Source organism: Streptomyces sp. NPDC058773 (assembly GCF_042746015.1).
Classification (GTDB): domain Bacteria; phylum Actinomycetota; class Actinomycetes; order Streptomycetales; family Streptomycetaceae; genus Streptomyces.
The window spans coordinates 13,993-39,100 of sequence record NZ_JBHYPE010000012.1; the positions used below are offsets into that span (position 1 = coordinate 13,993).

General features: G+C 74.0%; 8 protein-coding genes. 1 reads left to right on the forward strand and 7 read right to left on the reverse strand.

The window, feature by feature from the left end; genetic code table 11:
- Positions 1 to 165 precede the first annotated feature (165 nt).
- Positions 166 to 942, forward strand: a complete 777-nt coding sequence (locus tag ACFW5B_RS13325; protein WP_386437860.1) for a thioesterase II family protein — start codon at positions 166 to 168, stop codon at positions 940 to 942.
- On the opposite strand, the gene ACFW5B_RS13330 is transcribed toward ACFW5B_RS13325, so the two are convergent.
- The 7 genes from ACFW5B_RS13330 to ACFW5B_RS13360 form a co-directional block, all read right to left on the reverse strand.
- Complete coding sequence (locus ACFW5B_RS13330; protein ID WP_386437862.1) at positions 882 to 1,658, reverse strand: aspartate/glutamate racemase family protein; 777 nt, start codon at positions 1,656 to 1,658, stop codon at positions 882 to 884. The genes ACFW5B_RS13325 and ACFW5B_RS13330 overlap by 61 nt on opposite strands.
- Entirely contained in the window at positions 1,655 to 7,324 is a 5,670-nt protein-coding gene (locus ACFW5B_RS13335) for an amino acid adenylation domain-containing protein (protein WP_386437865.1), read from the reverse strand. Before ACFW5B_RS13335 ends, ACFW5B_RS13330 begins: the two co-directional genes overlap by 4 nt.
- Positions 7,324 to 15,213 (reverse strand): amino acid adenylation domain-containing protein, encoded by a 7,890-nt coding sequence (locus ACFW5B_RS13340; RefSeq protein WP_386437868.1) that lies wholly within the window; start codon positions 15,211 to 15,213, stop codon positions 7,324 to 7,326. Before ACFW5B_RS13340 ends, ACFW5B_RS13335 begins: the two co-directional genes overlap by 1 nt.
- Before the next feature lie 88 nt (positions 15,214 to 15,301).
- On the reverse strand, positions 15,302 to 23,521 hold the full coding sequence (locus tag ACFW5B_RS13345) for an amino acid adenylation domain-containing protein (protein WP_386437871.1): 8,220 nt from the start codon (positions 23,519 to 23,521) through the stop codon (positions 15,302 to 15,304).
- 191 nt (positions 23,522 to 23,712) lie between these two features.
- Positions 23,713 to 23,910 (reverse strand): DUF397 domain-containing protein, encoded by a 198-nt coding sequence (locus ACFW5B_RS13350; protein ID WP_386437874.1) that lies wholly within the window; start codon positions 23,908 to 23,910, stop codon positions 23,713 to 23,715.
- 81 nt (positions 23,911 to 23,991) lie between these two features.
- The gene (locus tag ACFW5B_RS13355; protein WP_386437877.1) at positions 23,992 to 24,195 is read right to left on the reverse strand and encodes a DUF397 domain-containing protein; all 204 of its coding nucleotides are present in this window, start codon (positions 24,193 to 24,195) and stop codon (positions 23,992 to 23,994) included.
- Entirely contained in the window at positions 24,192 to 25,028 is an 837-nt protein-coding gene (locus tag ACFW5B_RS13360; RefSeq protein WP_386437879.1) for a Scr1 family TA system antitoxin-like transcriptional regulator, read from the reverse strand. The genes ACFW5B_RS13355 and ACFW5B_RS13360 overlap by 4 nt, the downstream gene beginning before the upstream one ends.
- Positions 25,029 to 25,108 lie beyond the last annotated feature (80 nt).

The following is a 25,108-nucleotide window of genomic DNA, read 5'->3' on the forward strand; positions in this document are numbered from 1 at the left end:
GGAGGGCGGCAATCGCGGCGTCATTGTGTCGTTATCGCCCGCCCGGATCGGTGGGTTGCCGCCGGTGGATCGATACGGCGTCGATAGGGGTGTCCGCTAGCGTCCGGGCGGAGTCCGGCCCCGGGTCGTACCTCCCCCGTACCGTCTCTCCCCGAAGGGTTGACCATGACTGTTTCCCGCGCCGCGAACGGGCCGCTCCGGGCCCTTGACCAGGAGTGGTTCCGCCGGCCCCGGCCGGTGCCGGACGCCCGGCTGCGGCTGGTGTGCTTTCCGCACGCGGGCGGTGCGGCCAGCTTCTTCCGGGACTGGCCGCAGTGGCTGCCGGCGGACATCGAGCTGGCCGCGGTCTGTTATCCCGGCCGGGAGGACCGGATAACGCAGCCCGCCGTCGAGGTGATGGATGAGCTGGCCGACCGGATCGCCGAGGCGCTGGCGCCCGCCGTGGACCGGCCGCTCGCCTTCTTCGGGCACAGCATGGGTGCGTCGGTCGCGCATGAGGTGGCGCTGCGGATCGAGCGGCGGCACGGGCGGGTGCTGCGCCGGCTGCTGGTCTCCAGCCGCAGCGCACCGTCCCGGCTGCGGCCTTCCGGGATCTCCCGGGAGAGTGATGAGGTGCTGGTGGGGGATGTGCTGCGGCTCGGTGGGACGTTCTCCGCCGCGCTGGAACACCCGGATCTGCGGGAGCTGTTGCTGCCCGCCCTCCGCGCCGACTACCGGCTGATCGACGACTACGAGCCGTCCGGTCCGCCGCCCCGTCTCACGGCGCCGGTGACCGGTTTGCTCGGCGACCGTGACCCGCATGTCCAGGAAGCGGACATGCGGGCCTGGGCGGAGGTGACCGAGGGGGACTTCGGGCTGCGGGTGCTGCCCGGTGACCACTTCTACCTGCTGGAGCAGGCGCCCTCCCTGGTGGCCGAGGTGGGCAGGCTGCTGACCAGCTGAGGGGCCGGCAGCCCCGCCGGGAACCGGACGGCGAGGGTGCGCAGGGCGTCCACCGTCCGGTCCGGGCCGTACCGTTCCGTCAGCTCCCGGGACACCAGATGGAATTCGGTGCAGCCGAGGACGACGCCGGTGCAGTCGTGCCGCCGCATCAGGCGGTCCACCTCCGGCAGCGCCTCCTGGGGCAGCGGGCCGTGCCGCTTCATGCGGTAGATCAGCCGGTGGACGCGGGCCTGCTCGTCCTCGTCGGGGCGGACCACCCGGTGGGCGACGGATTCCCAGCCGGGCTGCGACTCGAAGATCCGCGCCCGGCGGGTGCCCTCGGTGGACAGCATCAGGAAGCGGCCGGGGGCGGCGGTCAGTTCCGCGGTGGTGGTCTCCACCAGGGACACCACCCGCGCGCGCAGCACCGGATCGATCAGCGGGAGGAAGTGGTGCGCCGTGAAGCACACCACGACCACCTGGTCGGCGCCCCGCTCCAGCAGCTGTGTCAGCCGGTCCGCCAGCCGCTCGCTCATCTCCCGGGTCCTGCCCTGCCGGATGGCCTCGGTGCGGTCCGGGAAGGCCGGGTCGGAGTCCAGCAGCACCCGCGGGCGGGACTGTTCGGGCCCGTGCCACTCGCCCGCGTACAGCGTCCGCAGGAACTCCGCCGAGGCCAGCGGGCCCATCCCGCCCAGGACGCCGAGGACCGCCGCGGCGGGCAGCACCGGGGTGGTCATCGGGCGCTGCCCACGATCACACCGGCCGTGGCACCCTGCGGCCCGGCGATCCGCGGTGCGAGGACGGCGCAGAGGTCGGCGGCCGGCTCCGGCTCCAGCATCCTGGCGTGCTCACAGTCCACCTCGTGGATCTCCAGCTCGCCGTCCAGGAACTCCTTCCAGGCCTCGGGGCTGGTCCACTCCTGCTGCTTCCGGGTGGCCACCACCAGCAGCATCGTGCCGCGGAAGCGGTCGAGCCGGCGGGCGTTGGTGAGCGTCACGTTGTTCACCATGATGTCCAGCGCCACGGCCCGCTGGGCGTCGTCGAGATGGCGCAGCTCGCTCTCGCCGCGGCCCAGCCAGTCGGTGATCCGGGCCCGCATCACGTCCGGGTCCGGCAGCTCCGGCGAGGCGCCCTCGGGCAGGCCGTAGATACCGGCGTAGCCCTCGTACATCTGCGTGAGGATCTCCGCGGGGCCGCCGGTGCCGGGGCCGTCGGCGGGTGCCGGGTAGGCGTCGAGCACGGCGAGCAGCGCCACCTCCTCGCCCTGTGCCTGGAGCGTGGTCGCCACCGCGTGCGCCATGATCCCGCCGAGCGACCAGCCCAGCAGGTGGTACGGCCCCTCCGGCTGCACCCGGCGCATCTCGCGGACGTAGTCCTCGGCCATCGCGTCGAGGGAGCGGGCGGGCGGCTCGGTGCCGTCCAGGCCCCGGGACTGCAGGGCGTACACCGGGTGTTCGGTGCCCAGCGCGCCGAGCAGCGCGGAGTAGCGCCAGCTGAAGCCGGCGACCGGGTGGACACAGAACAGCGGCGCGGTGCTGCCCGCCGTGCGCAGCGGCAGCAGCACCTCGAACGCGCTGCTGCCGCCCCCGGCGAGCTGCGCGGCGAGCCGGGCCGGGGTCGGCGCGGCGAAGACGTCCCGCAGCGCCGGGGTGCCGCCCAGCAGCGCCGCGAGCCGGCTCACCAGCCGGGTGGCCAGCAGCGAATGCCCGCCCAGCTCGAAGAAGTTGTCGTCCACGCCGACCTGTTCGGCCCCCAGGACCTCCGCGAAGAGCCGGCACAGCAGCTCCTCCTGCGGGGAGGCCGGCGGCCGGGTGGACCGCCCGGTGACCGGGGCGGGTGCCGGCAGCGCCCGGTGGTCGAGCTTGCCGTTCGGCGTCAGCGGCCAGCTGTCGACGACGACGAACGCGGACGGGGTCATGTACGAGGGGAGCCGCTCGGCGGTCTCGTCCCGCAGCGCCGCCGCGTCCAACGGCGGTGCGCCCTGCGCGTGTTGGACGTACGCCACCAGCCGGCGGTCGCCCGGCCGGTCCTCGCGGACCGTCACCACGGCGCGGCCCACCCCGGCGCACCGGCTCACCGCCTCCCGCACCTCCCCGAGTTCGATACGGAAACCGCGCACCTTGACCTGGCTGTCGGCCCGGCCGCAGAAACGGAGCTGCCCCTCGCCGTCCCAGTACGCCAGGTCCCCGGTGCGGTACATCCGGGACCCGGGAGCGCCGAACGGGTCGGCGACGAAGCGGTCCGCGGTCACCGCCGGCTGGTGCAGATAGCCGCGGGCCACCCCGGTGCCGGAGACGTACAACTCGCCGACCACACCGGCCGGTACCGGCTGCAGGGCCGGGTCGAGCAGATACACCCGGGCGCCGTCGACCGGGCGCCCGATGACCGCCGCCCCGTCCGCGGCGAGCGGGTCGCGGACCGCGAAGCTGACGTCGCAGGTGGCCTCGGTGGGCCCGTAGGCGTTGATCAGCATCCGGTCCCGGCCCCAGAACGCGGCCAGTTCGCCGGGCAGCACCTCGGCGCCGGTGATCATCACCCGCAGCTCCGGCAGCTCGGCACGCGGCACCTCGGCCAGCACCGACGGCGGGATCATCAGATGGCTGATCCGGCGCTCCCGGAGGACCTCGACCAGCTCCGCGCCCGTGGGCGTCGCCTCCGGCACGACCAGGCATCCGCCGCACAGCAGCGACCAGAAGAACTCCGCCACCGAGACGTCGAAGCTGGGCGAGGCGAGCTGGAGCGCCCGGCTGCCCTCCTCGATGCCGTAGTGCGCGGCCTGGTTGGCGGCGAACGCGGCCAGCCCGGTGTGGGTGACCACGACGCCCTTGGGGCGGCCCGTGGTGCCGGACGTGAAGATCGTGTACGCGGGGTGGCCCAGCCGCAGCGGGGCGGTCCGGTCCGCGTCGGTGAGGTCCGCACCGGACAGTCCGGCGCAGGCGTCCGCGACGGCGGCATCGTCCATCAGCAGCACCGGCAGCGCACCGGTCTCCGGCAGCCGCCCGGCGAGCGGGCCGGTGGTCAGCAGCAGGACGGGGGCGGCGTCCGCGACCATCGCGGCCAGCCGCTCCGCCGGGTAGCCCGGGTCCAGCGGAAGATAGACCGCACCGGCCTTCTGCACCGCGAGGACGGCCTCCGCCAGGTGGCCGGACGGCGGCAGCGCGACCGCGACCGCCCCCTCGGGGCCGGCGCCGCGCGCGACCAGCAGCCGCGCCAGGCGGTTGGCCCGCTCGTTGAGTTCCGCGTAGCCGAGGACGCGGTCGGTCTCCAGCGCGGGGCGGTCCGGGGCGCGGCGGACCTGGCGCTCGAACAGCTCGGGGAAGGTGGCCGCCGGCGGCGCGGTGCGCCGGTGCGGCCCGCTCTGGAGCAGCGCGTCCCGCTCGTCGGCGGAGAGCACCTCCAGGCGGCTGACCGGCAGGTCGGGGCCGTCGCAGGCGTGGGCCAGCAGCCGCGCCAGCCGTTCGGTGAGCAGCCGCGCGGTCGCCGGGTCGAAGAGGTCGGCGGCGAACTCCAGCTGTCCGCCGATGCCGGCCGGGCGGCCCTCGGAGGTACGGGACTCGCTCAGGTTGAACGCGAGGTCCACCTTGGCGGCCGCGTCGGCCTCGCCCTCGAAGGAGACGTCCAGGCCCGGCAGTTCGAGCCGGGTGGCGCCGGTGTTCTGGAGGATCAGCGCCACCTGGGCGAGCGGCGCGTGGGACAGCGTCCGGGTGGGGTTGACCGCCTCGACGACGCGCTCGAACGGCACGTCCTGGTGCGCGTACGCGGCCAGGTCGGTCTCCCGGACGCGCCCCAGCAGCTCCAGGAAGGTCGGGTCGCCGGACACATCGGTGCGCAGCACGAGGTTGTTGACGAAGTAGCCGACCAGCTCCTCCAGCGACTCGTCGGTGCGCCCCGCCACCACGGTGCTGACCGGGATGTCGCTGCCCGCGCCGAGCCGCGACAGCAGCACCGCCAGCCCGGCCTGGAGCACCATGAAGACCGTGGCGTCGGACCGCCGGGCCAGGTCGGTCAGCCGCTCGTGGGTGGCGGCGTCCAGGGTGAACGGCGCCGTCGCGCCGCGGTGCCCGGCGACCGCCGGGCGGGGCCGGTCGAGCGGCAGGTCCAGCACCTCCGGTACACCTGCCAACTGCTCGCGCCAGTAAGTGAGTTGGCGCGCCAGCAGGCTGTCCGGGTCGTCCTCGGAGCCCAGCAGCTCCCGCTGCCACAGCGCGTAGTCGGCGTACTGCACCGGCAGCGGCCGCCACCGGGGCGCACCGCCCCGCAGCCGCGCCCCGTACGCCACGGACAGGTCCCGGACCAGCGGCGCCAGCGAGGAGCCGTCGCTGACGATGTGGTGCATCAGGAGCAGCAGGACGTGCTCCTGCGCCGCCACCCCGTCGGCCGTGGCCGGTGCGTCGAGCTGCAGCAGCGTCACCCGCAGCGGAAGCTCCCCGGCCAGGTCGAAGCCGCGCCCGGTCCGCTCGGCCAGGGCGGCGGCCAACTGCTCCTCGCTGTCGACGCTGACGAACTCCGGCTCCGGGCGGGCCTCCTCGGCGGGGACCACGATCTGGCACGGCACCCCGGCCACGTCCGCGAACCGGGTGCGCAGCGCCTCGTGCCGCTCGGTCACGTCCCACACGGCGGCCCGCAGCGCGTCCCGGTCCAGCGTGCCGCGCAGGCGCAGCGGCAGCGGGATGTTGTACGTCGGTCCTGTCCCCTCCAGCTGGAAGGCGAACCACAGGCCGCGCTGGGCGTACGACATCGGCAGCCGCTCCGGGCGCACGGCCGGGGCCAGGGCCGGGCGGGTGGTGTCCGCCTGCGTCAGCCGGGCGGCCAGCCCGGCCACGGTCGGCGACTCGAAGACGGACCGCACCGGCAGCTCCACACCGAAGGCGGCACGGATGCGGCTGAGCAGCCGGATCGCGGTGAGCGACTGCCCGCCCAGCGCGAAGAAGCTGTCGTCCACCCCCGGGCACGGGTGGCCCAGCACGCTCTCGAAGAGGCCGCGGAGGATCTCCTCGGTGGCCGAGAGCGCCGTCCTGGTGACCGGGGGCAGCGCCCCGGCCGGGCCGGTCTCCGTGGCCGGCGTGCCGGAGCCCAGCCGCCGGAAGGCATCCGGCAGCGGGCAGGCCAGGCCGGCCACGGGACGGCCGGGTCCGGCGACGATCTCGCCCAGCACCCCTTCCAGCGCGCCGAGTACGGCCTCCGCCTCGTCCCGGTCGAAGAGGTCGGGGCGGTACTCCAGCTCGACCTGGAGCCGCTGCCCGGTGAGCCCGGCGACCACCCGCAGCGGGTAGTGCGCGGAGTCATGGCCCTCGGCGACCTCGACCCGCACCCCCGCGTACGAGGGCCGGGTGCCGTCGTCGCCGGGGGCGTTCTCGAACACCACGAAGGTGTCGAAGAGATCGCCGTCCCCGGCCTGCCGCTGGATGCGTGCGAGACCGAGGTGGTGCCGGCTGAGCAGCGCGGTCTGTTCGTCCTGGAGCCGGGCCAGGTTGTCCGCCACCGGGGCGTCCGGGTCGAGCCGCACCCGGACCGGGACGGTGTTGATGAACATCCCGACCATCGATTCGATCCCGGCGACCTCCGGCGGGCGGCCGGAGACCAGCGTGCCGAAGACCACGTCGTCGCGGCCGGTGAGCCGGCCGAGGACCACCGCCCAGGCCCCCTGGACCAGGGTGTTCACGGTCAGCCCGCGCTGCCGGGCGCAGCGGTCGAGGTCACCGCCGAAGCCGTCGGGGAACGCGGCCACCACCCGCTCCGGGGCGACCGGTGCCCGGCCCGGGTCGGCGGGCGCAACCAGCGAGGGGCCGGGCAGCCCGTCCAGCGCCTGCTGCCAGGCCCGTTCGCCCGCGGTGTCGTCCTGGGCGGCCAGCCAGCCGAAGTAGTTGCGGTGCGGGACGGCGGGCGGCAGGGTCCGGTCGTCGCCCCCGTGCTCGTAGAGGGTGAACAGCTCCCGTACGAGGATCGGGGTGGACCAGCCGTCCAGCAGCAGATGGTGATTGGAGAGCACCAGCCGGTGCCGGTCCGGGCCCAGCCGCACCAGCGTGAACCGCATCAGCGGCGGACGGTCCAGCGGGAAGCGGCGGGCGCGGTCGGCGGTGAGGAACTCCGCCAGCCGCCGCGGGGCGTCGTCGTGCCCGCCGAGGTCGAGCTCCTCCCAGGGGAGCGGCACCTCGCGGTGGATCACCTGGAACGGCTGGCCGTTGGCCCGCTGCCGGAAGCCCGCCCGCAGGTTGGGGTGGCGCTTGAGGAGCGCCGCCACCGAGGCCCGCAGCAGGTCCGGGCGCAGCGGTCCGTCGAGGGCGAGGACCATCTGGACGCCGTAGACGTCGACCGCCTCGTCGTCGTACCAGGAGTGGAAGAACATGCCTTCCTGGAGCGGCGTCAGCGGAAGGACGTCTTCCAGCGCGGACTGCTTCGTCATTAGAGCATCCCCAGTTCTGCTTCAAGTGCGTCGATCTCGTCCTGGGAGAGCCCGAGGGAGAGATCGGAGGGTGTGTGGCCGCCGGTCCCGGTGCCGGCGGTGTGGGCGGTCAGGGCGTCCAGCGCCTCGAACCAGAGCCCGGCGAGCTCGCGCACGTCCGGCTCCGCGAGCAGGCCGGCCGGCCAGGACCAGGTGGCGTTCAGCCGCGGACCGCCGGGCAGGTCCTCGGTGAGGGCGTTGACCTCCAGCGCGTGCGGGACCGCGGCCCCGGCGTCGCGCGGGGCGGGGGACGGCAGACCGCTCGCCATGGTCCACAGGCCGTCGCCGTCCCCGCCCGCCGCCGCGAACCGCCCCAGGTAGTTGAACCCCAGGCAGGGGGTGGGGAGTTGGGCGAGGACGGGCGCGGTGCGCGGGTTGAGGTAGCGCAGCATGCCGTACGAGACACCGTTGCCCGGCAGGGCGCGCAGCTGCTCCTTGACCGTCTTCAGCGCGGCGCCCACTCCGGGGCCGCCGGCCCGCAGCTCCGCCCAGTCGAGGGCCGCGGGGGCCAGCAGCGCCGGGTAGAGGCTGGTGAACCAGCCGACGGTGCCGGACAGGTCCGCGCCGTCCACGATGTCCTCGCGGCCGTGGCCCTCCAGGTCGACCAGCACGCCCGCCGCCGCGTGGTCGCCCCTCCGGCGGCGCCACTCCAGGACGGCGAGGGCGAAGCCGGTCAGCAGGACGTCGTTCACGTTCGCGTGGAAGGCGGCCGGGACCGTCGTCAGCAGCGGTTCCAGGCGCTCCGGCGGCAGGGTCAGGGTCAGATGGCGCACGGTCTCCGCGGTGTCGGTGCGCGGGTCCGGTGACCGTACGCCGGGCAGGGCGGCGGCGGCCGACGGGTCGCCGAGGACCGTGGTCCACTGCGTGAGGCCGTCCTCCCAGCGGGGCTGCTGCGCGCTCTCGGTCAGCTGCCGGGCCCACTGGCGGAACGAGGTGCGTACCTCGGCGAACGCCGGGGCCCGCCCGTCCGCGGCGGCCTCCCAGGCGGCCTGGAGATCGGGCAGCAGGATGCGCCAGGAGACGCCGTCCACCGCGAGGTGGTGGATCAGGACCTGGAGCAGCCCCGGTGTCGCGTCCCCGGCGTCGTACCAGACGAGCTGGACCACGCACCCGTCGTGCGGGGAGAGCCGCAGCCGGGCCTTCTCGCCGTGCTCGGCCAGCGCCAGGTCCCGTTCACCGGCGGCCAGTCCGGCGGTCGCCACCCGGCGCACGACGGAGTCCGCCGCCACCGATCCGGGCGGGCCGACCACCGGCCGTCCCGTGCCGTCCTCGTCGCGTGCCATCCGCAGCCGCAGGATGTCGTGGTGGTCGAGCCAGTGCTGTACGGCGTCGGTGAGCCGCCCTTCGCCGAGACCGGCCGGGACCCGGACCGTCACGGACTGGTTGAAGCCCGCCGTGGGGCCGTCCTGTCCGTCCAGCCAGTGCATGATCGGCGTCATGGGGAAGCCGCCCACGCCGTCGTCCGCCGGGCGGGCCGTGGCGTCCTGGGTGACCTCCGTGGCGACGGCGGCGAGCGCGGCGACCGTACGGCACTCGAAGACCTGCCGGACCGTCACCTCCAGCCCCGCGGCGCGTGCCTGGGAGACCAGCCGGATGGAGCTGATGCTGTCCCCGCCGAGCCCGAAGAAGCTGTCGTCGATGCCGAGGTGTGCCAGGGCGAGCACCTCGGCGAAGACCCGGCACAGCGTCTCCTCGCGGGCGGTGCGCGGGGCCCGCCCGGTGGTGCTGCCGGTGTATTCCGGGGCGGGCAGCGCCTTCTGGTCGAGCTTGCCGTTGGCCGTCAGCGGCAGTGCGTCCAGGGCGACGACGGCGGCCGGGAGCATGTGGTCGGGCAGCGTGCCGGAGACGTGCTCCCGCAGTTCGCCCGCGGCGGGCAGCCCGCCCGCCCCGGCCTCCGGGACCGCGTAGGCCACCAGCCGCTTCTCCCCGGGCGTGTCCTCCCGGACCACGACCCGGGCCTGCGCCACCGCCGCGTGGGACTCCAACGCCGCCTCGATCTCGCCGAGTTCGATCCGGAAGCCGCGCACCTTCACCTGGTCGTCGGCGCGCCCGAGGTATTCCAGCTGCCCGTCGGCCGTCCAGCGCGCCACATCCCCGGTGCGGTACATCCGGGCGCCCGGCGGGCCGAACGGGTCGGCCACGAACCGCGCGGCGCTCAGCGCGGGCTGGTGCAGATAGCCGCGGGCCGGTCCGGCGCCCGCCACATACATCTCACCGGGCACGTTCGGCGGCAGCGGCTCCAGCCGGTCGCCGAGCACATAGACCCGCAGGTCGGGGATGCCCCGGCCGATCAGGCTGCGGGTCTGTCCGGCCACCGCCCGCTCGTCCAGCGGCAGATGGCTGACGTGCACGGTGGTCTCGGTGATCCCGTACATGTTCACCAGGACCGGGGCGGTGTCCCCGTGCTGGCGGTACCACTCGGCCATCCGGCCCAGGTCCAGCGCCTCCCCGCCGAACACCACCCGGCGCAGGGCCAGTTGGCGGCCGAGCTCGGGCTGTTCCGCGTCGGCCTGCATCAGCTGGTAGAACGCCGACGGCGTCTGGTTGAGGACCGTCACCCGCTCGGTGACCAGCAGCCGCAGGAAGTCCTCCGGGGAGCGGCTCACCGCGTACGGCACCACCACCAGCCGGCCGCCGTACAGCAGCGGCCCCCACAGCTCCCACACCGAGAAGTCGAAGGCGTAGGAGTGGAACAGCGTCCACACGTCGTCCGGGCCGAACCCGAACCACTCCTCGGTCGCCGCGAACAGCCGCCCGACATTGCGGTGCGGGACGACGACGCCCTTGGGGCGGCCCGTCGAGCCGGAGGTGTAGATGACATACGCGGCGTTCGACGGCGACAGCGGGCCGCCGCGGTCCGCGTCGGTCAGGTCGCCGGCGGCGTACCCGGCCAGTGCGCGGACCGTGCCGGGGTCGTCCAGCAGCAGGGCCGGGGTCCCGGACTCCGGCAGTCCGGCCGCGGCGCCCTCGGTGCTCACCAGCAGCGCGGGGGCGGCGTCGGCGAGCATGTACGCGGTCCGGTCCGCCGGGTAGGACGGGTCAACCGGCACATAGGCCGCCCCGGACTTCACCACCGCCAGCAGCGCCACGACCAGGTCGGCGGTCCGCGGCAGCGCCAGCGCCACGAAGCGTTCCGGGCCGGCGCCGTGCGCCACCAGCAGCCGGGCCAGCCGGTTCGCCCGCGCGTTGAGCTCGCGGTACGTCAGCGACGTGCCCTCGTACACCACCGCCACGGCCTCGGGGGTACGCGCGGCCTGGGCCTCGAACAGCTGCGGCAGCGTGGCCGGGGCCGCCTCCTCGGCGTCGCCGTTCCACTCGACCAGCAGCCGGTGCCGTTCGCCGGGCGCCAGCAGGCCGATCTCGCCGACCGGGCGGTCCGGGGCGGCCGCGGCGGCCGTCAGCAGCCGCACCAGCCGGTCGGCGAGGGCCTGCGCCCCGTCGCGGCCGAAGAGGTCCTCGGCGTATTCGAGGGTGCCGGTCAGTCCGGCGGGCCGGCCGGATGCGGTGAACCGCTCGCGCAGGCCGAAGGACAGATCGGACTTGGCCGCCTCCAGCGTGGTCGGCTCGGTGGCCATCCGCAGACCGTCGTGCAGGCTGCCCGGCGCGTCCGCGGTGTTCTGCAGGTGCAGCATCACCTGGGCGAGCGGGATGTGCGAGAGCACCCGGGAGACCTGGGCCGCCTCGACGACGCGCTCGAAGGGGACGTCCTGGTGGGCGTAGGCGGCGAGGTCGGTCTCCCGGACCCGGGCGAGGAGTTCGCGGAAGGTGGGGTCGCCGGAGACATCGGTGCGCAGGACGAGGGTGTTGATGAACAGGCCGACGAGGTCGTCGAGGGCGTCGTCGGTGCGTCCGGCGACGGCGGTGCCCAGGGGGATGTCGGTGCCCGCGCCGAGCCGCGACAGCAGCGCGGCGACCGCCGTGTGCAGCACCATGAACAGCGTGGCGTCGGTGTCCTGCGCGAGCGCGGCCAGCCGCTGGTGCACCTCGGCGTCGACGGTCAGCTCGACGGTGCCGCCCCGGTGGGAGGCGACGGCCGGCCGCGGATGGTCGAGCGGCAGCTCCAGCAGCTCCGGGGCGCCCGTCAACTGGTCGCGCCAGTAGTCGAGTTGCCGGGATATCAGGCTCTCCGGGTCGTCCTCGGAGCCGAGGACCTCCTGCTGCCAGAGGGTGTAGTCGGCGTACTGGACGGCGAGCGGCCGCCAGGCGGGCGGGGTGCCGCGGTGGCGCGCGGTGTAGGCGGTGGCGAGGTCGGTGAGGAGCGGGCCCATGGACCAGCCGTCGCCCGCGATGTGGTGCATCAGGAGCAGCAGGACGTGGTCCTGCTCGCCGAGGCGGTAGAGCGTGGCGCGCAGCGGGTTCTCGTGGGTGAGGTCGAAGGCGTACGCGGCCTGCTCGGCGAGGCGGTGGGGGAGCTGGTCCTCGGTGGTGGGGACGAGGGGGAGGCCGGGGCGTGCCTCGTCGGCGGGCAGGACGGTCTGCCGCGGCTCGCCGTCGTGCTCGGTGATGCGGGTGCGCAGGGTCTCGTGCCGCTCGGTGAGATCGGCGAGCGCGGCGGCCAGGGCGGAGTGGTCCAGCGGCCCGGTCAGACGCAGGGCGTGCGGGATGTTGTAGGTGGGGCTGGGGCCTTCGAGCCGGTAGGCGAACCAGAGGCGGCGCTGCGCGGGGGAGAGGGGGAGGTGCTCCGGGCGCGGCGTGGTGGCGGTCAGCGGCGTGCGTGCGGTGCGCGCGGTGCCGATCCGGGGCGCGAGCGCGGCGACGGTGGGGTGCTCGAAGAGGGCCCGCAGCGGGAGTTCGGCGTGCAGGGCGGTGCGGATACGGCTCAGCAGGCGGGTGGCGAGCAGCGAGTGTCCGCCGAGGTGGAAGAAGTTGTCGTCGATGGTGACCGCGGGCAGGCCCAGGACCTCGGCGAAGAGCGCGATGAGGGTCTCTTCGGTGGCGTCGCGGGGCGCCCGGCCGTCGCCTTCGGCGTGCGAGGCGTAGTCGGGGGCGGGCAGGCGGTCCCGGTCCACCTTGCCGTTGGGGGTCAGCGGCCACTGCTCCAGGACGACGACGGCGGACGGGACCATGTAGTCGGGCAGCGACTCCGCGACCAGCTCCCGCAGCGCGGCCGGCTCGGGGGCCTCGGCGCCGCCCGTCCCCGTCGCCGTCCCCGTCACATAGGCGACCAGCCGGCGCCCGGCGGCAGCGTCGTCATGCACGGTGACCAGCGCCTCCGCCACCAGTCCGGTGGCGCTCAGGGCGGCTTCGATCTCGCCGAGTTCGATCCGGAAGCCCCGGATCTTCACCTGGTGGTCGGTGCGCCCGAGGAACTCCAGCTGGCCGTCGGCCCGCCACCGAGCCAGGTCGCCGGTGCGGTACATCCGGCTGCCCGGTGCGCCGTACGGGTCGGCGACGAAGCGTTCCGACGTCAGGCCCGGCCGCCCCAGATACCCCCGCGCGAGGCCCGGACCGGTGACGTACAGCTCGCCCGCGACCCCCGTGGGCACCGGGCGCAGCGCCGCGTCCAGGACGTAGACCCGGGCGTTGTGGATGGGGCCGCCGATCGGCGGTACTTGGGCGCCCGAGAGCGGTGCGCTCATGGTGGCGCACACCGTGGCCTCGGTCGGCCCGTAGGCGTTCACCATCCGGCGCCCGGCCGACCAGCGCCCCACCAGCTCCGGGGCGCAGGCCTCGCCCGCCACCACCAGCGTCATCCCGTCCGGCAGCGCGTCCGGGCCCAGTGCGCCGAGCGCGGCGGGCGGCAGCGTGGCGTGGGTGACCCGCTGTTCGGCCAGCAGCCGGGCCAGCGGCGCGCCGGGCGCCAGCCGGTGCGCGGGTGCCACCACGAGCGCGGCGCCGGTGGTGAGCGCCATGATCAGTTCCCAGGCCGCGGCGTCGAAGCTCAGCGAGGCGAACTGGAGCACCCGGGACCGGGGTCCCACCGCGAACGCCTCGGCGTGGGTGGCCGCCAGCGACGCCACTCCGGCGTGGGTGACCTCGACGCCCTTGGGGCGGCCGGTGGAGCCGGAGGTGTAGATGACGTACGCGGGGTGCTGGAGTGAGGCGCGGGCGTCGAGGGGTGTGGCGGGCCGGCCGTCGAGGTCGGCGGCCACGGCGGGGTCGTCGAGGAGGATGCGTGGGCAGCCGCTCTCGGGGAGGGCCACGCCGCCGACGGTGAGCAGGCAGGCGGGGCGGGCGTCGTCGAGCATGTACGCGATCCGCTCGGCGGGGTACTCCGGGTCGACGGGCAGATACGCCCCGCCCGCCTTGTGCACCGCCAGCGCCGCGACCACCATCTCCGGGGAGCGCGGCAGGGCGAGCGCCACCACCCGCTCCGGGCCCACGCCCCGCTCCACCAGCAGCCGGGCCAGCCGGTTCGCCCGCTGGGAGACCTCCGCATAACTCAGCACCCGGTCCTCGAACACCACGGCGGGCGCCTGCGGAGCGCGGTCCGCCCAGGTCTCGAAGAGCTCCGGCACGGTCGCCGCCGGAACCGTGCGCCCGGTGGCGTTGCGCTCCACGACCAGCTGCCGGTGCTCGGCCGCGTCGAGCACCGGAGCCTGGCTCACCGCGCGGTCCGGGTCCGCGGTCACCGCGTCGAGCACCCGGATCAGCCGCTGCGCCAGGACCTGTGCGCTCTCCTCCCGGAACAGGTCCACGGCGTACTGGATCTCGCCGGTCATGCCCGCCGGGGCCTGCTCCGGGGTGTACCGCTCCTCCAGGTAGAAGGTCAGATCCGTCTTGGCGACCCCGGTCGCCACATCGCCGAACGAGGCCTCGACGCCCGGGAGACAGAAGGTGCTGCCCGCGTTGCTCTGCAGGGTCAGCAGCACCTGGAAGAGCGGGGTGTGGGACAGCGACCGGTCCGGGTTGACGGCCTCGACGACCCGCTCGAACGGCACGTCCTGGTGGGCGTAGGCGGCGAGGTCGGTCTCCCGGACCCGGGCCACCAGCTCCCGGAAGGCCGGGTCGCCGGAGACATCGGTGCGCAGCACCAGGGTGTTGACGAAGAAGCCGACGAGGTCGTCCAGGGCCTCGTCGGTACGGCCCGCCACCGCGGTCCCGACCGGGATGTCCGCGCCGGCCCCCAGCCGCGACAGCAGCACCGCCAGCCCGGCCTGGACGACCATGAAGACCGTGGCGTCGCAGGCGCGGGCCAGCTCCACCAGCCGCCGGTGCAGACCGGCGTCCAGGGTGTAGCGCACGGTCGCGCCACGGTGGCTCGCCACCGCCGGGCGCGGGTGGTCCAGCGGCAGTTCGAGCAGCTCCGGCGCTCCGGCCAACTGCCGCTGCCAGTAGCCGAGTTGCTCGGACAGCAGGCTCTCCGGGTCGTCCTCGGAGCCCAGCACGTCCTGCTGCCACAGGGCGTAGTCGGCGTACTGGACCGGCAGCGGCTCCCACTGCGGGGCGGTGCCCGCGCACCGGGCGGCGTACGCCTCCGACAGATCGCGGGCCAGCGGTGCCATCGACCAGCCGTCGCCCGCGATGTGGTGCATCAGCAACAGCAGTACGTGCTCCCGCTCGGCGACCCGGTAGAGCGTGACCCGCAGCGGCACCTCGGCCGTGAGGTCGAAGCAGTACCGCGCCTGCTCCGACAGCGCCGCGGTCAGCGCCGCCTCCCCGTCGAGCTCCACGAACCGGACCTCCGGCCGCCCCTCCTCCGGCGACAGCACCACCTGGCGGGGCTCACCGGCCTCCTCGGCGAACCGGGTCCGCAGCACCTCGTGCCGGCCGGTCACCTCCCCGACCGCGGCGACCAGCGCGTCCCGGTTCAGCTCGCCCGACAGACGCACGTACAGGGGGCAGTTGTACGTCGGGCTGGGTCCCTCCAGCTGGAACGCGAACCACAGCCGGCGCTGGGCGAACGACATGGGGAACAACGGGACTCCTTCAGGGACGTGCGACGAAGAGGGATGGCCGGGCGGACGGCTCCGCCCGGCGGACGGCACCGCCGGTGGTTCAGGACGACGGCCTGCGGCGCATGGACCGGAGCGACGGACGGGCCTTGCGGGCGCCGTCGAGTTGCTGCGCGAGCTGGGCGACGGTCGGATTCTCGAAGATCGTCCGGACCGTGACCTCGGCGCCGAGCGCGGCCCGGATGCCGCTGATCAGCCTGGTCGCCAGCAGGGAGTGCCCGCCCAGCCGGAAGAAGCTGTCGTGGATGCCGACCTCCGGCAGCCCGAGCAGCTCGGCGAAGAGGGTGCAGAGCTTCTCCTCGCGCGGGGTGCGCGGCGCCTCGTGCCCGGCGGACGGCGCCGGACGGCCCGGCGCGGGCAGCGCCTTGCGGTCGACCTTGCCGTTCGGCGTCAGCGGCCACCGCTCCACCACGACGACCGCGGACGGCACCATGTGCCGGGGCAGGCTGCCGGAGATCTGCTCCAGCAGCTCGTCGGCGGGCGTCGGTCCGGACAGCTCCGGGAGCAGTTCGGTGTACGCCACGATGCGCCGGTCGCCGGGGGTGTCCTCGCGGACCAGCGCCACCGTCTGCTTGACCCGCGGGTGGGCGTCCAGCACGGCCTCGATCTCGCCGAGTTCGATGCGGAAGCCGCGCACCTTCACCTGGGCGTCGGTCCGGCCGACGTACTCCAGCTCGCCGTCGGCGCGCCAGCGCACCAGGTCCCCGGTGCGGTACATCCGCTCGCCGGGCACCCCGTACGGGTTCGCCACGAAGCGCTCCGCGGTCAGCGCCGCCCGGTTCCGGTAGCCGCGCGCGAGGCCGTGCCCGGCGAGGTACAGCTCACCGGGGACCCCGGCCGGCACCGGCCGCAGCCCCGCGTCCAGCACGTACACCCGGGTGTTGGCGACCGGGACGCCGATCGGCGGGACGCCCTCGCCGGACAGCGGGCGGCTCATGGTGGCGGCGACGGTGGACTCGGTCGGACCGTACGAGTTGATCATGCGGTGGCGGGTGGCCCAGCGGCCCGCCAGCTCCACGCTCACCGCGTCCGCGCCGGTCACCAGCGTGCGCAGCTCCGGCAGTTCGCCGTCCGGGACGGTCGCCAGCGTGGCCGGCGGGATCAGGGTGTGGGTGATCCGCTGGTCCCGCAGCAGCGCGGCCAGCTCCTCACCGGCCGGCGGCGGGCCGTCCGGGACCACCAGGGCGGCGCCCGTGGTGAGCGCCATGACCAGTTCGATCACCGAGGCGTCGAAGCTGGGCGAGGAGAGCTGGAGCACCCGGCTGTCGCCGTCGAGGAGGTAGTTCTCCCGGGCGGAGGCCGCCAGCGACGCCACTCCGGCGTGGGTGACCTCGACGCCCTTGGGGCGGCCGGTGGAGCCGGAGGTGTAGATGACGTACGCGGGGTGCTGGAGTGAGGCGCGGGCGTCGAGGGGCGTGGCGGGCCGGCCGTCGAGGTCGGCGGCCACGGCGGGGTCGTCGAGGAGGAGGCGGGGGCAGCCGGTCTCGGGCAGGGCGGTGCCGGTGAGGGTGAGCAGGCACGTGGGGCGGGCGTCGTCGAGCATGTACGCGATCCGCTCGGCCGGGTACTCCGGGTCGACCGGCAGATAGGCGCCGCCCGCCGTGACCACGGCCAGCATCGCCACGATCAGGTCCGCCGACTTCGGCAGCGCCAGCGCCACCACGTGCTCCGGGCCCACGCCCCGCTCGACCAGCAGCCGGGCCAGCCGGTTCACCCGCTCCGCCACCTCCGCGTAGCGGTACGTCCGGCCCCGGTGGACCAGCGCCGCGGCGTCCGGGGCCCGGTCCACCCGCTCCTCGAAGAGCGCGGGCAGGGTCGCGGCGGCCGTGCCGCGGGCGGTGTCGTTCCAGCCGGAGAGCAGCCGGTCGCGCTCCTGCGGGGCGAGGATCTCGAACGCCCCGACCCGGCGGTCCGGGTCGGCGACGGCCGCCCGCAGCACCCGCAGCAGCCGGTCCGCGATCTGCACCGCGGTCCCGTGGTCGAACAGGTCGGTCGCGTACTTCACTTCGAGACCGATCCCGTCCGGGGCCAGCTCCGCGTCCTGCCGCTCCTCCCAGAAGAAGATCAGGTCGAACTTGGCGATCTCGTTGGTGACCTTCGGTGCGGTCGCCTCCGTGCCGGGGAAGTCCAGGGCGCCCTGCCGGTAGCTCTGGAGCGTCGTCACGACCTGCACGAGCGGCGAATGCGACAGCACCCGGTCCGGGTTGACCGCCTCGACGACCCGCTCGAACGGCACGTCCTGGTGGGCGTATGCCGCCAGGTCGGTCTTCCGGGCGCGGGCCAGCAGCTCGCGGAACGTGGGGTCCCCGGACAGATCGGTGCGCAGCACCAGGGTGTTGATGAAGAAGCCGACCAGCTCGTCCAGCGCCTCGTCGGTACGGCCCGCCACGGCGGTGCCGACCGGGACGTCGGTGCCGGCGCCGAGCCGCGACAGCAGTGCGGCGATCGCCGCGTGCAGCACCATGAACAGCGTGGCGCCGGAACTCTGCGCCAGTGCGACCAGCTGCCGGTGCAGCTCCGGGTCCAGCTCCAGCTGCACACTGCCGCCGTGGTGGCCGGCCACCGCGGGGCGGGGCCGGTCCAGCGGCAGATCGATCAGCTCGGGGGCGCCGGCCAGCTCCCGTTCCCAGAACGCCAGCTGCTGGGAGATCACGCTGCCCGGGACGTCCTCCGATCCCAGCAGCTCCCGCTGCCACAGCGCGTAGTCGGCGTACTGGACGGGCAGCGCGTCCCGCGCCGGGCTCCGGCCCGCGAGGCGCGCGCCGTAGGCCTCCGACAGATCGCGGGCCAGCGGCGCCATGGACCAGCCGTCGCTGGCGATGTGGTGCATCACCACGGCCAGCACATGCTCCCGCTCGTTCAGCGAGAACACACTGACCTGAAGGGGGAGTTCACCGACCAGGCCGAACGGGTGCAGCGCCGCCTGCGCCAGCGCGCCGGCCAGCTCCGCCTCCCCCGCCACCGGGGCGAAGGTCACTTCCGGCGTCAGCGCGCCGACGGGCAGGACCTGCTGGTACGGCTCACCGGCCTCCTCCGGGTAGACGGTGCGCAGCACCTCGTGCCGGGCCACCAGGTCCGCGACCGCGGCCCGCAGCGCGTCCTGGTCCAGCGGGCCGGTCAGCCGTATCCAGGTGGGGATGTTGTAGGTGACGCTGGAGCCCTGGAGGCGGTGGATGAACCACAGCCGCCGCTGGGCGAACGACAGCGGTACCCGCTCCGGGCGCTCGGCCGCCACCAGCGCGGGTCGGGCCCGCTCCGCCTCGGCGAGCCGGGCCGCCAGCCCCGCCACCGTGGGCGTCTCGAACACCGCCCGGATGGACAGCTCCACGCCCAGCGCACCGCGCAGCCCGGCGATCAGCCGGGTCGCCAGCAGCGAATGGCCGCCCAGATCGAAGAAGTTGTCGTCCACGCCCACCCGCGGCAGGCCCAGCACCTCGGCGAACGCGCCGCTCAGGATCTCCTCCCGCGCGGTGCGCGGGCCCCGCCCGGGGCCGCGGGCGGCGCCGTAGTCGGGCACCGGCAGCGCCCGGCGGTCCAGCTTCCGGTTGACCGTCAGCGGCAGCCGGTCGAGCAGCACGAAGGCCACCGGCACCATGTAGTCGGGCAGTTGCGCGGCGGCGTACCGGCGCAGCTCCGCCGGGTCCGGGGAGCACCCGGGAGCCGGGACCACGTAACCGGCCAGCCGCTTGTCGCCGGGCCGGTCCTCCCGCACGATCACCGCGGCCTGGGCGAGTGCGGGGTGCGCGCCGAGCACGCCCTCGATCTCGCCGAGTTCGATCCGGAAGCCCCGGATCTTGACCTGGTCGTCGACCCGGGCGATGAACTCCAGCTGCCCGTCCGCCCGCCACCGGCCGAGGTCGCCGGACCGGTACATCCGGCTGCCGGGCGGCCCGAAGGGGTTGGCGACGAAGCGGGTGGAGGTCAGGTCGGGGCGCCGGTGGTAGCCGCGGGTCACCAGGTCCCCGGCGATGTACAGCTCTCCGGGGCTGCCCACCGGGACGGGCTGCAGCCGCGCGTCCAGCACGAACATCTGGGTGTTCCAGACGGGCCGGCCGATGGTGACGACACCCGCCGGGACGGTGTCGCCCGGCTCGATGCGGTACTCCGAGCAGCCGACCGTGGCCTCCGTCGGACCGTACTCGTTGATGACGGTCGCGCCCGGGTGCCGGGCCCGCCACTCGTCCAGCACCTCGCCCATCAGCGACTCCCCGCCGAGCACCAGCTGCTCGTCGGGCGAGAACGCGTCGGGCAGCTCGATCAGCAGCGGCAGATGGCTCGGGGTGGCCTTCACGAAGCTGGGGCTTTGCTCGCCCTCGGCCGCCGCGCTCGACGCGTCCAGCTCGATCAGCCGCACACAGCCGCCCGAGGTGAGCGGGGCGAACAGACCGGTCGCGGTGAGGTCGAAGGCGACCGGCGAGTGCACCAGCGCGGTCCCCGCGACCCCGGGGTAGGCGGACCGGGTCCAGGACAGATAGCCGTCGAGGGAGCGGTGCTGGACCGTGACGCCCTTGGGGCGGCCGGTGGAGCCCGAGGTGAAGATCACGAAGGCGGCGTTGTCCAGCGACAGCGGGCCGTTGCGGTCCGCGTCGGTGAGGTCGGCGGCGGACCGTGCCGCCACTCCGTCGGCCGTGGCGGGCTCGTCGAGCCGCAGCAGCGGGCAGGGGGCCGGGACCTCCTCGACCACTCCGCGCCCGGTCAGCACCAGCACCGGCGCCACATCCGCCAGCATGAAGCCGAGCCGCTCCGCCGGATAGGCCGGGTCCAGCGGCAGATACGCGCCGCCGGCCTTCAGCACCGCCATCAGCGCGACCACCAGCTCCACCGACCGGTGCATCGCCACCGCGACATAGCTCTCCGGTCCCACGCCCCGCGCGACCAGCTCCCGGGCCAGCCGGTTGGCCCGCTCGTTCAGCTCCCGGTAGGTCAGCGCACGGTCGTCGTGCACCACGGCGACGGCGTCCGGGTGCTGCGCGGCCCGGTCCTCGAACAGCTCCGGAACGGTCCGCCCGGACAGCTCCCGCCGCTCGCCCTGCCACGCGTGCAGCAGCCGGTCCCGCTCGCCGGAGGTCAGCAGGTCCAGCTGCCCGACCGGCAGACCGGGCCCGGCGACGGCCGCGCCGAGCAGCCGGACCAGCCGGGCCGCCAGCGCCTCGGCGGTGGCCGCGTCGAAGAGGTCGGTGGCGTACTCCAGCAGTCCGTCCACCCCCGCCGCCGCACCGTCGGCGGCCTGGCGCTCCCAGGTGTGGAAGGACAGGTCGAACCGCGCGGTCCGCCGCGGCACGTCCTCGGTCACCGCATCGAGACCGGCCGGGCCGGGGCCCCCGTCCAGGACGTTCTGCGAGGTCAGCATCGTCTGGAACAGCGGGGTGTGGGAGAGCGTACGGGCCGGGTTGACCGCCTCGACGACGCGCTCGAAGGGGACGTCCTGGTGGGCGTAGGCGGCGAGGCCGGTCTCCCGGACCCGGGCGAGGAGTTCGCGGAAGGTGGGGTCGCCGGAGACATCGGTGCGCAGGACGAGGGTGTTGACGAAGAAGCCGACGAGGTCGTCGAGGGCGTCGTCGGTGCGTCCGGCGACGGCGGTGCCCAGGGGGATGTCGGTGCCCGCGCCGAGCCGCGACAGCAGCGCGGCGACCGCGGCCTGGAAGACCATGAAGACCGTGACATCGCACTCGCGCGCCAGCCGCACCACGCCCTGGTGCAGCCCCGCGTCCAGCGCGAAGCGGACGCTCGCGCCGCGGTGCGAGGCGACGGCGGGCCGCGGCCGGTCGAGCGGCAGCTCCAGCAACTCCGGCAGCCCTCTCAACTGGCCCTGCCAGTAGTCGAGTTGGGTGCTCGCAAGGCTGCTGGGAACGTCCTCTGTGCCCAGGATCTCCCGCTGCCAGAGGGTGTAGTCGGCGTACTGGACGGCGAGCGGCCGCCAGGCGGGCGCGGTGCCGTCGCGGCGGGCGGTGTAGGCCGCGCCGAGGTCCTTCAGGAGCGGGGCCGTCGACCAGCCGTCGCCCGCGATGTGGTGCATCACCAGCAGCAGCACGTGCTCCTGCTCGCCCAGGCGGAAGAGGGCGGCGCGCAGCGGGTTCTCGTGGGTGAGGTCGAAGGCGTACGCGGCCTGCTCGGCGAGGAGGTACGGGAGTTGGTCCTCGGTGGTGGGGAGGAGAGGGAGCTCCGGGCGTGCCTGGTCGGCAGGTTGGACGGTCTGCCGGGGCTCGCCGTCGTGCTCGGTGATGCGGGTGCGGAGCGCTTCGTGCCGCTCGGTGAGGTCGGCCAGCGCGGCGGCCAGCGCGGCGTGGTCGAGGACGCCGCCGATCCGGAACGCCTGCGCGAGGTTGTAGGTGGGGCTGGGTCCTTCGAGCCGGTACGCGAACCAGAGGCGGCGCTGCGCGGGGGAGAGGGGAAGGTGCGCCGGGCGAGGATCGGCCGGTGTGAGCGGGCGGCGGGCGGTGGGCGCGCCGGGGAGCCGGGGCGCGAGCGCGGCGACCGTGGGGTGCTCGAAGAGGTCGCGGACGGTGAAGTCGGCGTGCAGCGCGGCGCGGACCCGGCTGATGAGGCGGGTGGCGAGCAGGGAGTGTCCGCCGAGGTGGAAGAAATTGTCGTCGATGGTGACCGCGGGCAGGCCCAGGACCTCGGCGAAGAGGGCGGCGAGGGTCTCCTCGGTGGCGTCGCGGGGCGCCCGGCCGCCGGTCTCGGCGTGCGAGGCGTAGTCGGGGGCGGGCAGTTGAGCCCGGTCGACCTTGCCGTTCGGGGTCAGCGGCCACTGCTCCAGGACCACGATGGCCGACGGGACCATGTAGTCGGGCAGCGACTCCGCGACCAGCTCCCGCAGCGCCGCCGGCTCGGGTGCCTGGGCATCGCCCGTCCCCGTCGTTGTCCCCGTCACGTAGGCGACGATCCGCTGATCGCCCGCACGGTCCTCGCGGACCAGCACCACGGTCCGGGAGACCCGCGGGTGCCGCATCAGCGCCGCCTCGATCTCCCCGGGCTCGACCCGGTGGCCGCGCACCTTCACCTGGTGGTCGGTGCGGCCCAGGAACTCCAGCTGCCCGTCGGCCCGCCAGCGCGCCAGGTCGCCCGTGCGGTACATCCGGCTGCCGGGCGCGCCGTACGGATCGGCCACGAACCGCTCCGACGTCAGCCCCGGTCGCCCCAGATACCCCCGCGCGAGCCCCGGCCCGGCGATGTAGAGCTCACCGGCGACACCCTCCCCGACCGGCCGCAGCGCGGTGTCGAGGACATAGCCGCGGGCGTTGTCCATCAGCCGGCCCAGCGGCAGCACCCCGTCGGGGGTCGGCTCGCCGGGTTCGAGCCGGAACTCGGCCGCGTTGACGGTCACTTCGGTCGGCCCGTAGACATTCAGCACGGTGGCCGCCGGGTTGCGCCGCCGCCACTCGTCCAGCACGGAGCCGATCAGCGCCTCACCGCCGAGCATGAGTTCCTCGGTGGGGGAGAAGCCCGCCGGGAGCACGTCGAGCAGCGGCAGATGGCTGGGGGTGGCCTTGAGGAAGGTGCACTCCGGCGTACCGCCGAACGCGTCCTCGTCCAGCGGCCCCGCCAGCACCCGGCCGCCGGTGACCAGCGGCACCCACAGCGAGGTGACGGTCATGTCGAAGGACACCGACGAGTGCCACAGCGAGGTGCCGCGGACGCTCGGGTAAGTCTGGCGCGACCAGCCGAGATAGTCGGCGAGCGCCCGGTGCTCGATCACGACGGCCTTGGGCACGCCGGTGGAGCCGGAGGTGTAGATGACATAGGCGGGATGTGCCGGACGCAGCGGGCCGGTCCGTTCCCCGTCGCCGAGGTCGGTCTCCGCGGCCCGCGACAGCGCCTGCGCCACGTCCGGAGCGTCCAGCAGCACGGCCCGCCCGTCGAAGTCCTCCGTCGTCGCCCCGGCCCCGGCCGTGGTGAGCAGGCAGGCCGGCCGCGCGTCGGCCAGCATGAAGGCGACGCGGTCCGCCGGGTAGTCGGTGTCCATGGGCAGATAGGCGGCCCCGGTCTTCGCCACCGCCAGCAGCGACACCACGAGATCGACGGACCGCGGCACCAGGACCGCCACGATCCGCTCGGGCCCCACGCCCCGCTCCGTCAGCAGCCGGGCCAGCCGGTTGGCGCGGGCGTTCAACTCCCGGTAGCTGAGCTGCTCGTCACCACAGCCGAGCGCCGGCGCGTCAGGAGTACGCCGCACCTGGTCCTCGAAGAGCTCGGGAAGCGTCAGCGCGGCGAACGTCCGCTCCACTCCCTGCCACTGCGCCTGGGCCTTCGGACCACTCATCGGGGAACTCCTTGTGCATCAGCAGAAACGCGGCACATCACCGACGGGAGGCTAAGAACCTCGGGTTTCAGTGCGCTATTGAAGCCATTTCGCTTGCTGAGCTGGGGTTTTCCGCGAGGGCGGAGGTCTGCCGACATGACAACGGCCCCCGCCGTGTGGCGAGGGCCGGTTACTCAGGGTCTGCTGCGGGTTCAGGCGGGGAATTCCCCACCCTTGACGGCAGCGACGAACGACGACCAGCCGTTCGCGGAGAAGCTGAGCGCCGGGCCGTTGGGGTCCTTGCTGTCGCGGACGGGTATGGCGCCGGGGATGTTGGCGGCGACCTCGATGCACTGGCCACCGTTACCGCTGTAGGAGGACTTGAACCAACGGGGGGATTCGGTCGTCACGGTGTGCCCTTTCGTAACCTGCTGATCATCGCCACGGCTGCCGCTTGCCACAGCGCTTCGGCCTCAGGGTCTGCTATGGGTTCAGGCAGGGAACTCCCCACCCTTGACGGCGGCGACGAACGACGACCAGCCGTTCGCGGTGAAGGTGAGCGCCGGGCCGTGCGGGGCCTTGCTGTCACGGACGGGAACGACGCCCGGGATATTGGCGGCAACCTCGATGCAGTCGCCGCCGTTCGCTGGGTTGCTGTAGGAGGACTTGAACCAGCGGGGGGAGTCGGTTGTCACGGGGTGCCCTTTCGTACCTGCTCGATCATGGCCACGGATGCCGCCTGCGATAGTGCTTCGGCCTGCAATTGATGGTATGCCGTCAACATGGGCACCACGGAGGTACTTTCCCGGTCCAGGTTTCCTTGCGCCTGAGATTCGGCGTAGCAAACCAGGGACCGGTCCGGCAGCGTCAAGAGGTTGACGGGCAGGTCAAACGTGCGGCGCTCCCCTATGTCGTACGGCGCCACCTGCAACAGCGTGTTCGGAAGGTCAGCAAACTCGACCAGCCGCGCCAACTGCGCGTCCATGACAGTGGAGCCGCCGACCGGCCGACGAATACAGCTTTCGTCCAGGGTCACAAACACCATGGGCGGCCGTGGCCGCTCCAGCGCCGCCTGACGCTCTGCCAGAAACGCGACACGTTCATCCGCCTGTTCGGGCGCGACGGCGCCCCGCCGCACGGCGCTGTCCGCCAGCACGCGTGCGTACTCCGGTGTCTGCAAGAGACCGGGGATGGTCCCAATGTTGTAGAGCCGGATCTCTACTGCCCGGCCCTCGTACCCGACGTACTCCGGAAATCCTTCCAACAGGCTGCCGTGTTTGATCTCGCGGTACGCACGCTCGAACGACTCCGCTGTGCCCTCAAGGCCGAAGACACGGTCCACGCTACGCGAGAACCGGAGGGTTGGAGGCTTCCGACCATTTTCGACTGCTGAAACATGCACACTGGAATACTCCGCACGTTCGCCCAGCTCCTCCTGCGTCCAGCCACGCGCCTCTCGCAGACTGCGCAATCGCGCTCCGTAGGCCGCTTCAGGGGAGGCGTCCGGGTTCAAGTCGTTGCGATTCAAAGGGCCTTCACTGTCCTTCCGTCCGCACGTGACACGTTGAATGGTCCCTGACTGTAGGCCACGCTGAGGACTCCTGGTAG

Excerpts from the sequence above, each read along its gene's own strand:
- ACFW5B_RS13325 (WP_386437860.1), top strand. The coding sequence starts at position 166 with ATGACTGTTTCCCGCGCCGCGAACGGGCCGCTCCGGGCCCTTGACCAG.
- ACFW5B_RS13335 (WP_386437865.1), bottom strand. The coding sequence starts at position 7,324 with ATGACGAAGCAGTCCGCGCTGGAAGACGTCCTTCCGCTGACGCCGCTC.
- ACFW5B_RS13345 (WP_386437871.1), bottom strand. The coding sequence starts at position 23,521 with ATGAGTGGTCCGAAGGCCCAGGCGCAGTGGCAGGGAGTGGAGCGGACG.
- ACFW5B_RS13330 (WP_386437862.1), bottom strand. The coding sequence starts at position 1,658 with ATGACCACCCCGGTGCTGCCCGCCGCGGCGGTCCTCGGCGTCCTGGGC.
- ACFW5B_RS13340 (WP_386437868.1), bottom strand. The coding sequence starts at position 15,213 with ATGTCGTTCGCCCAGCGCCGGCTGTGGTTCGCGTTCCAGCTGGAGGGA.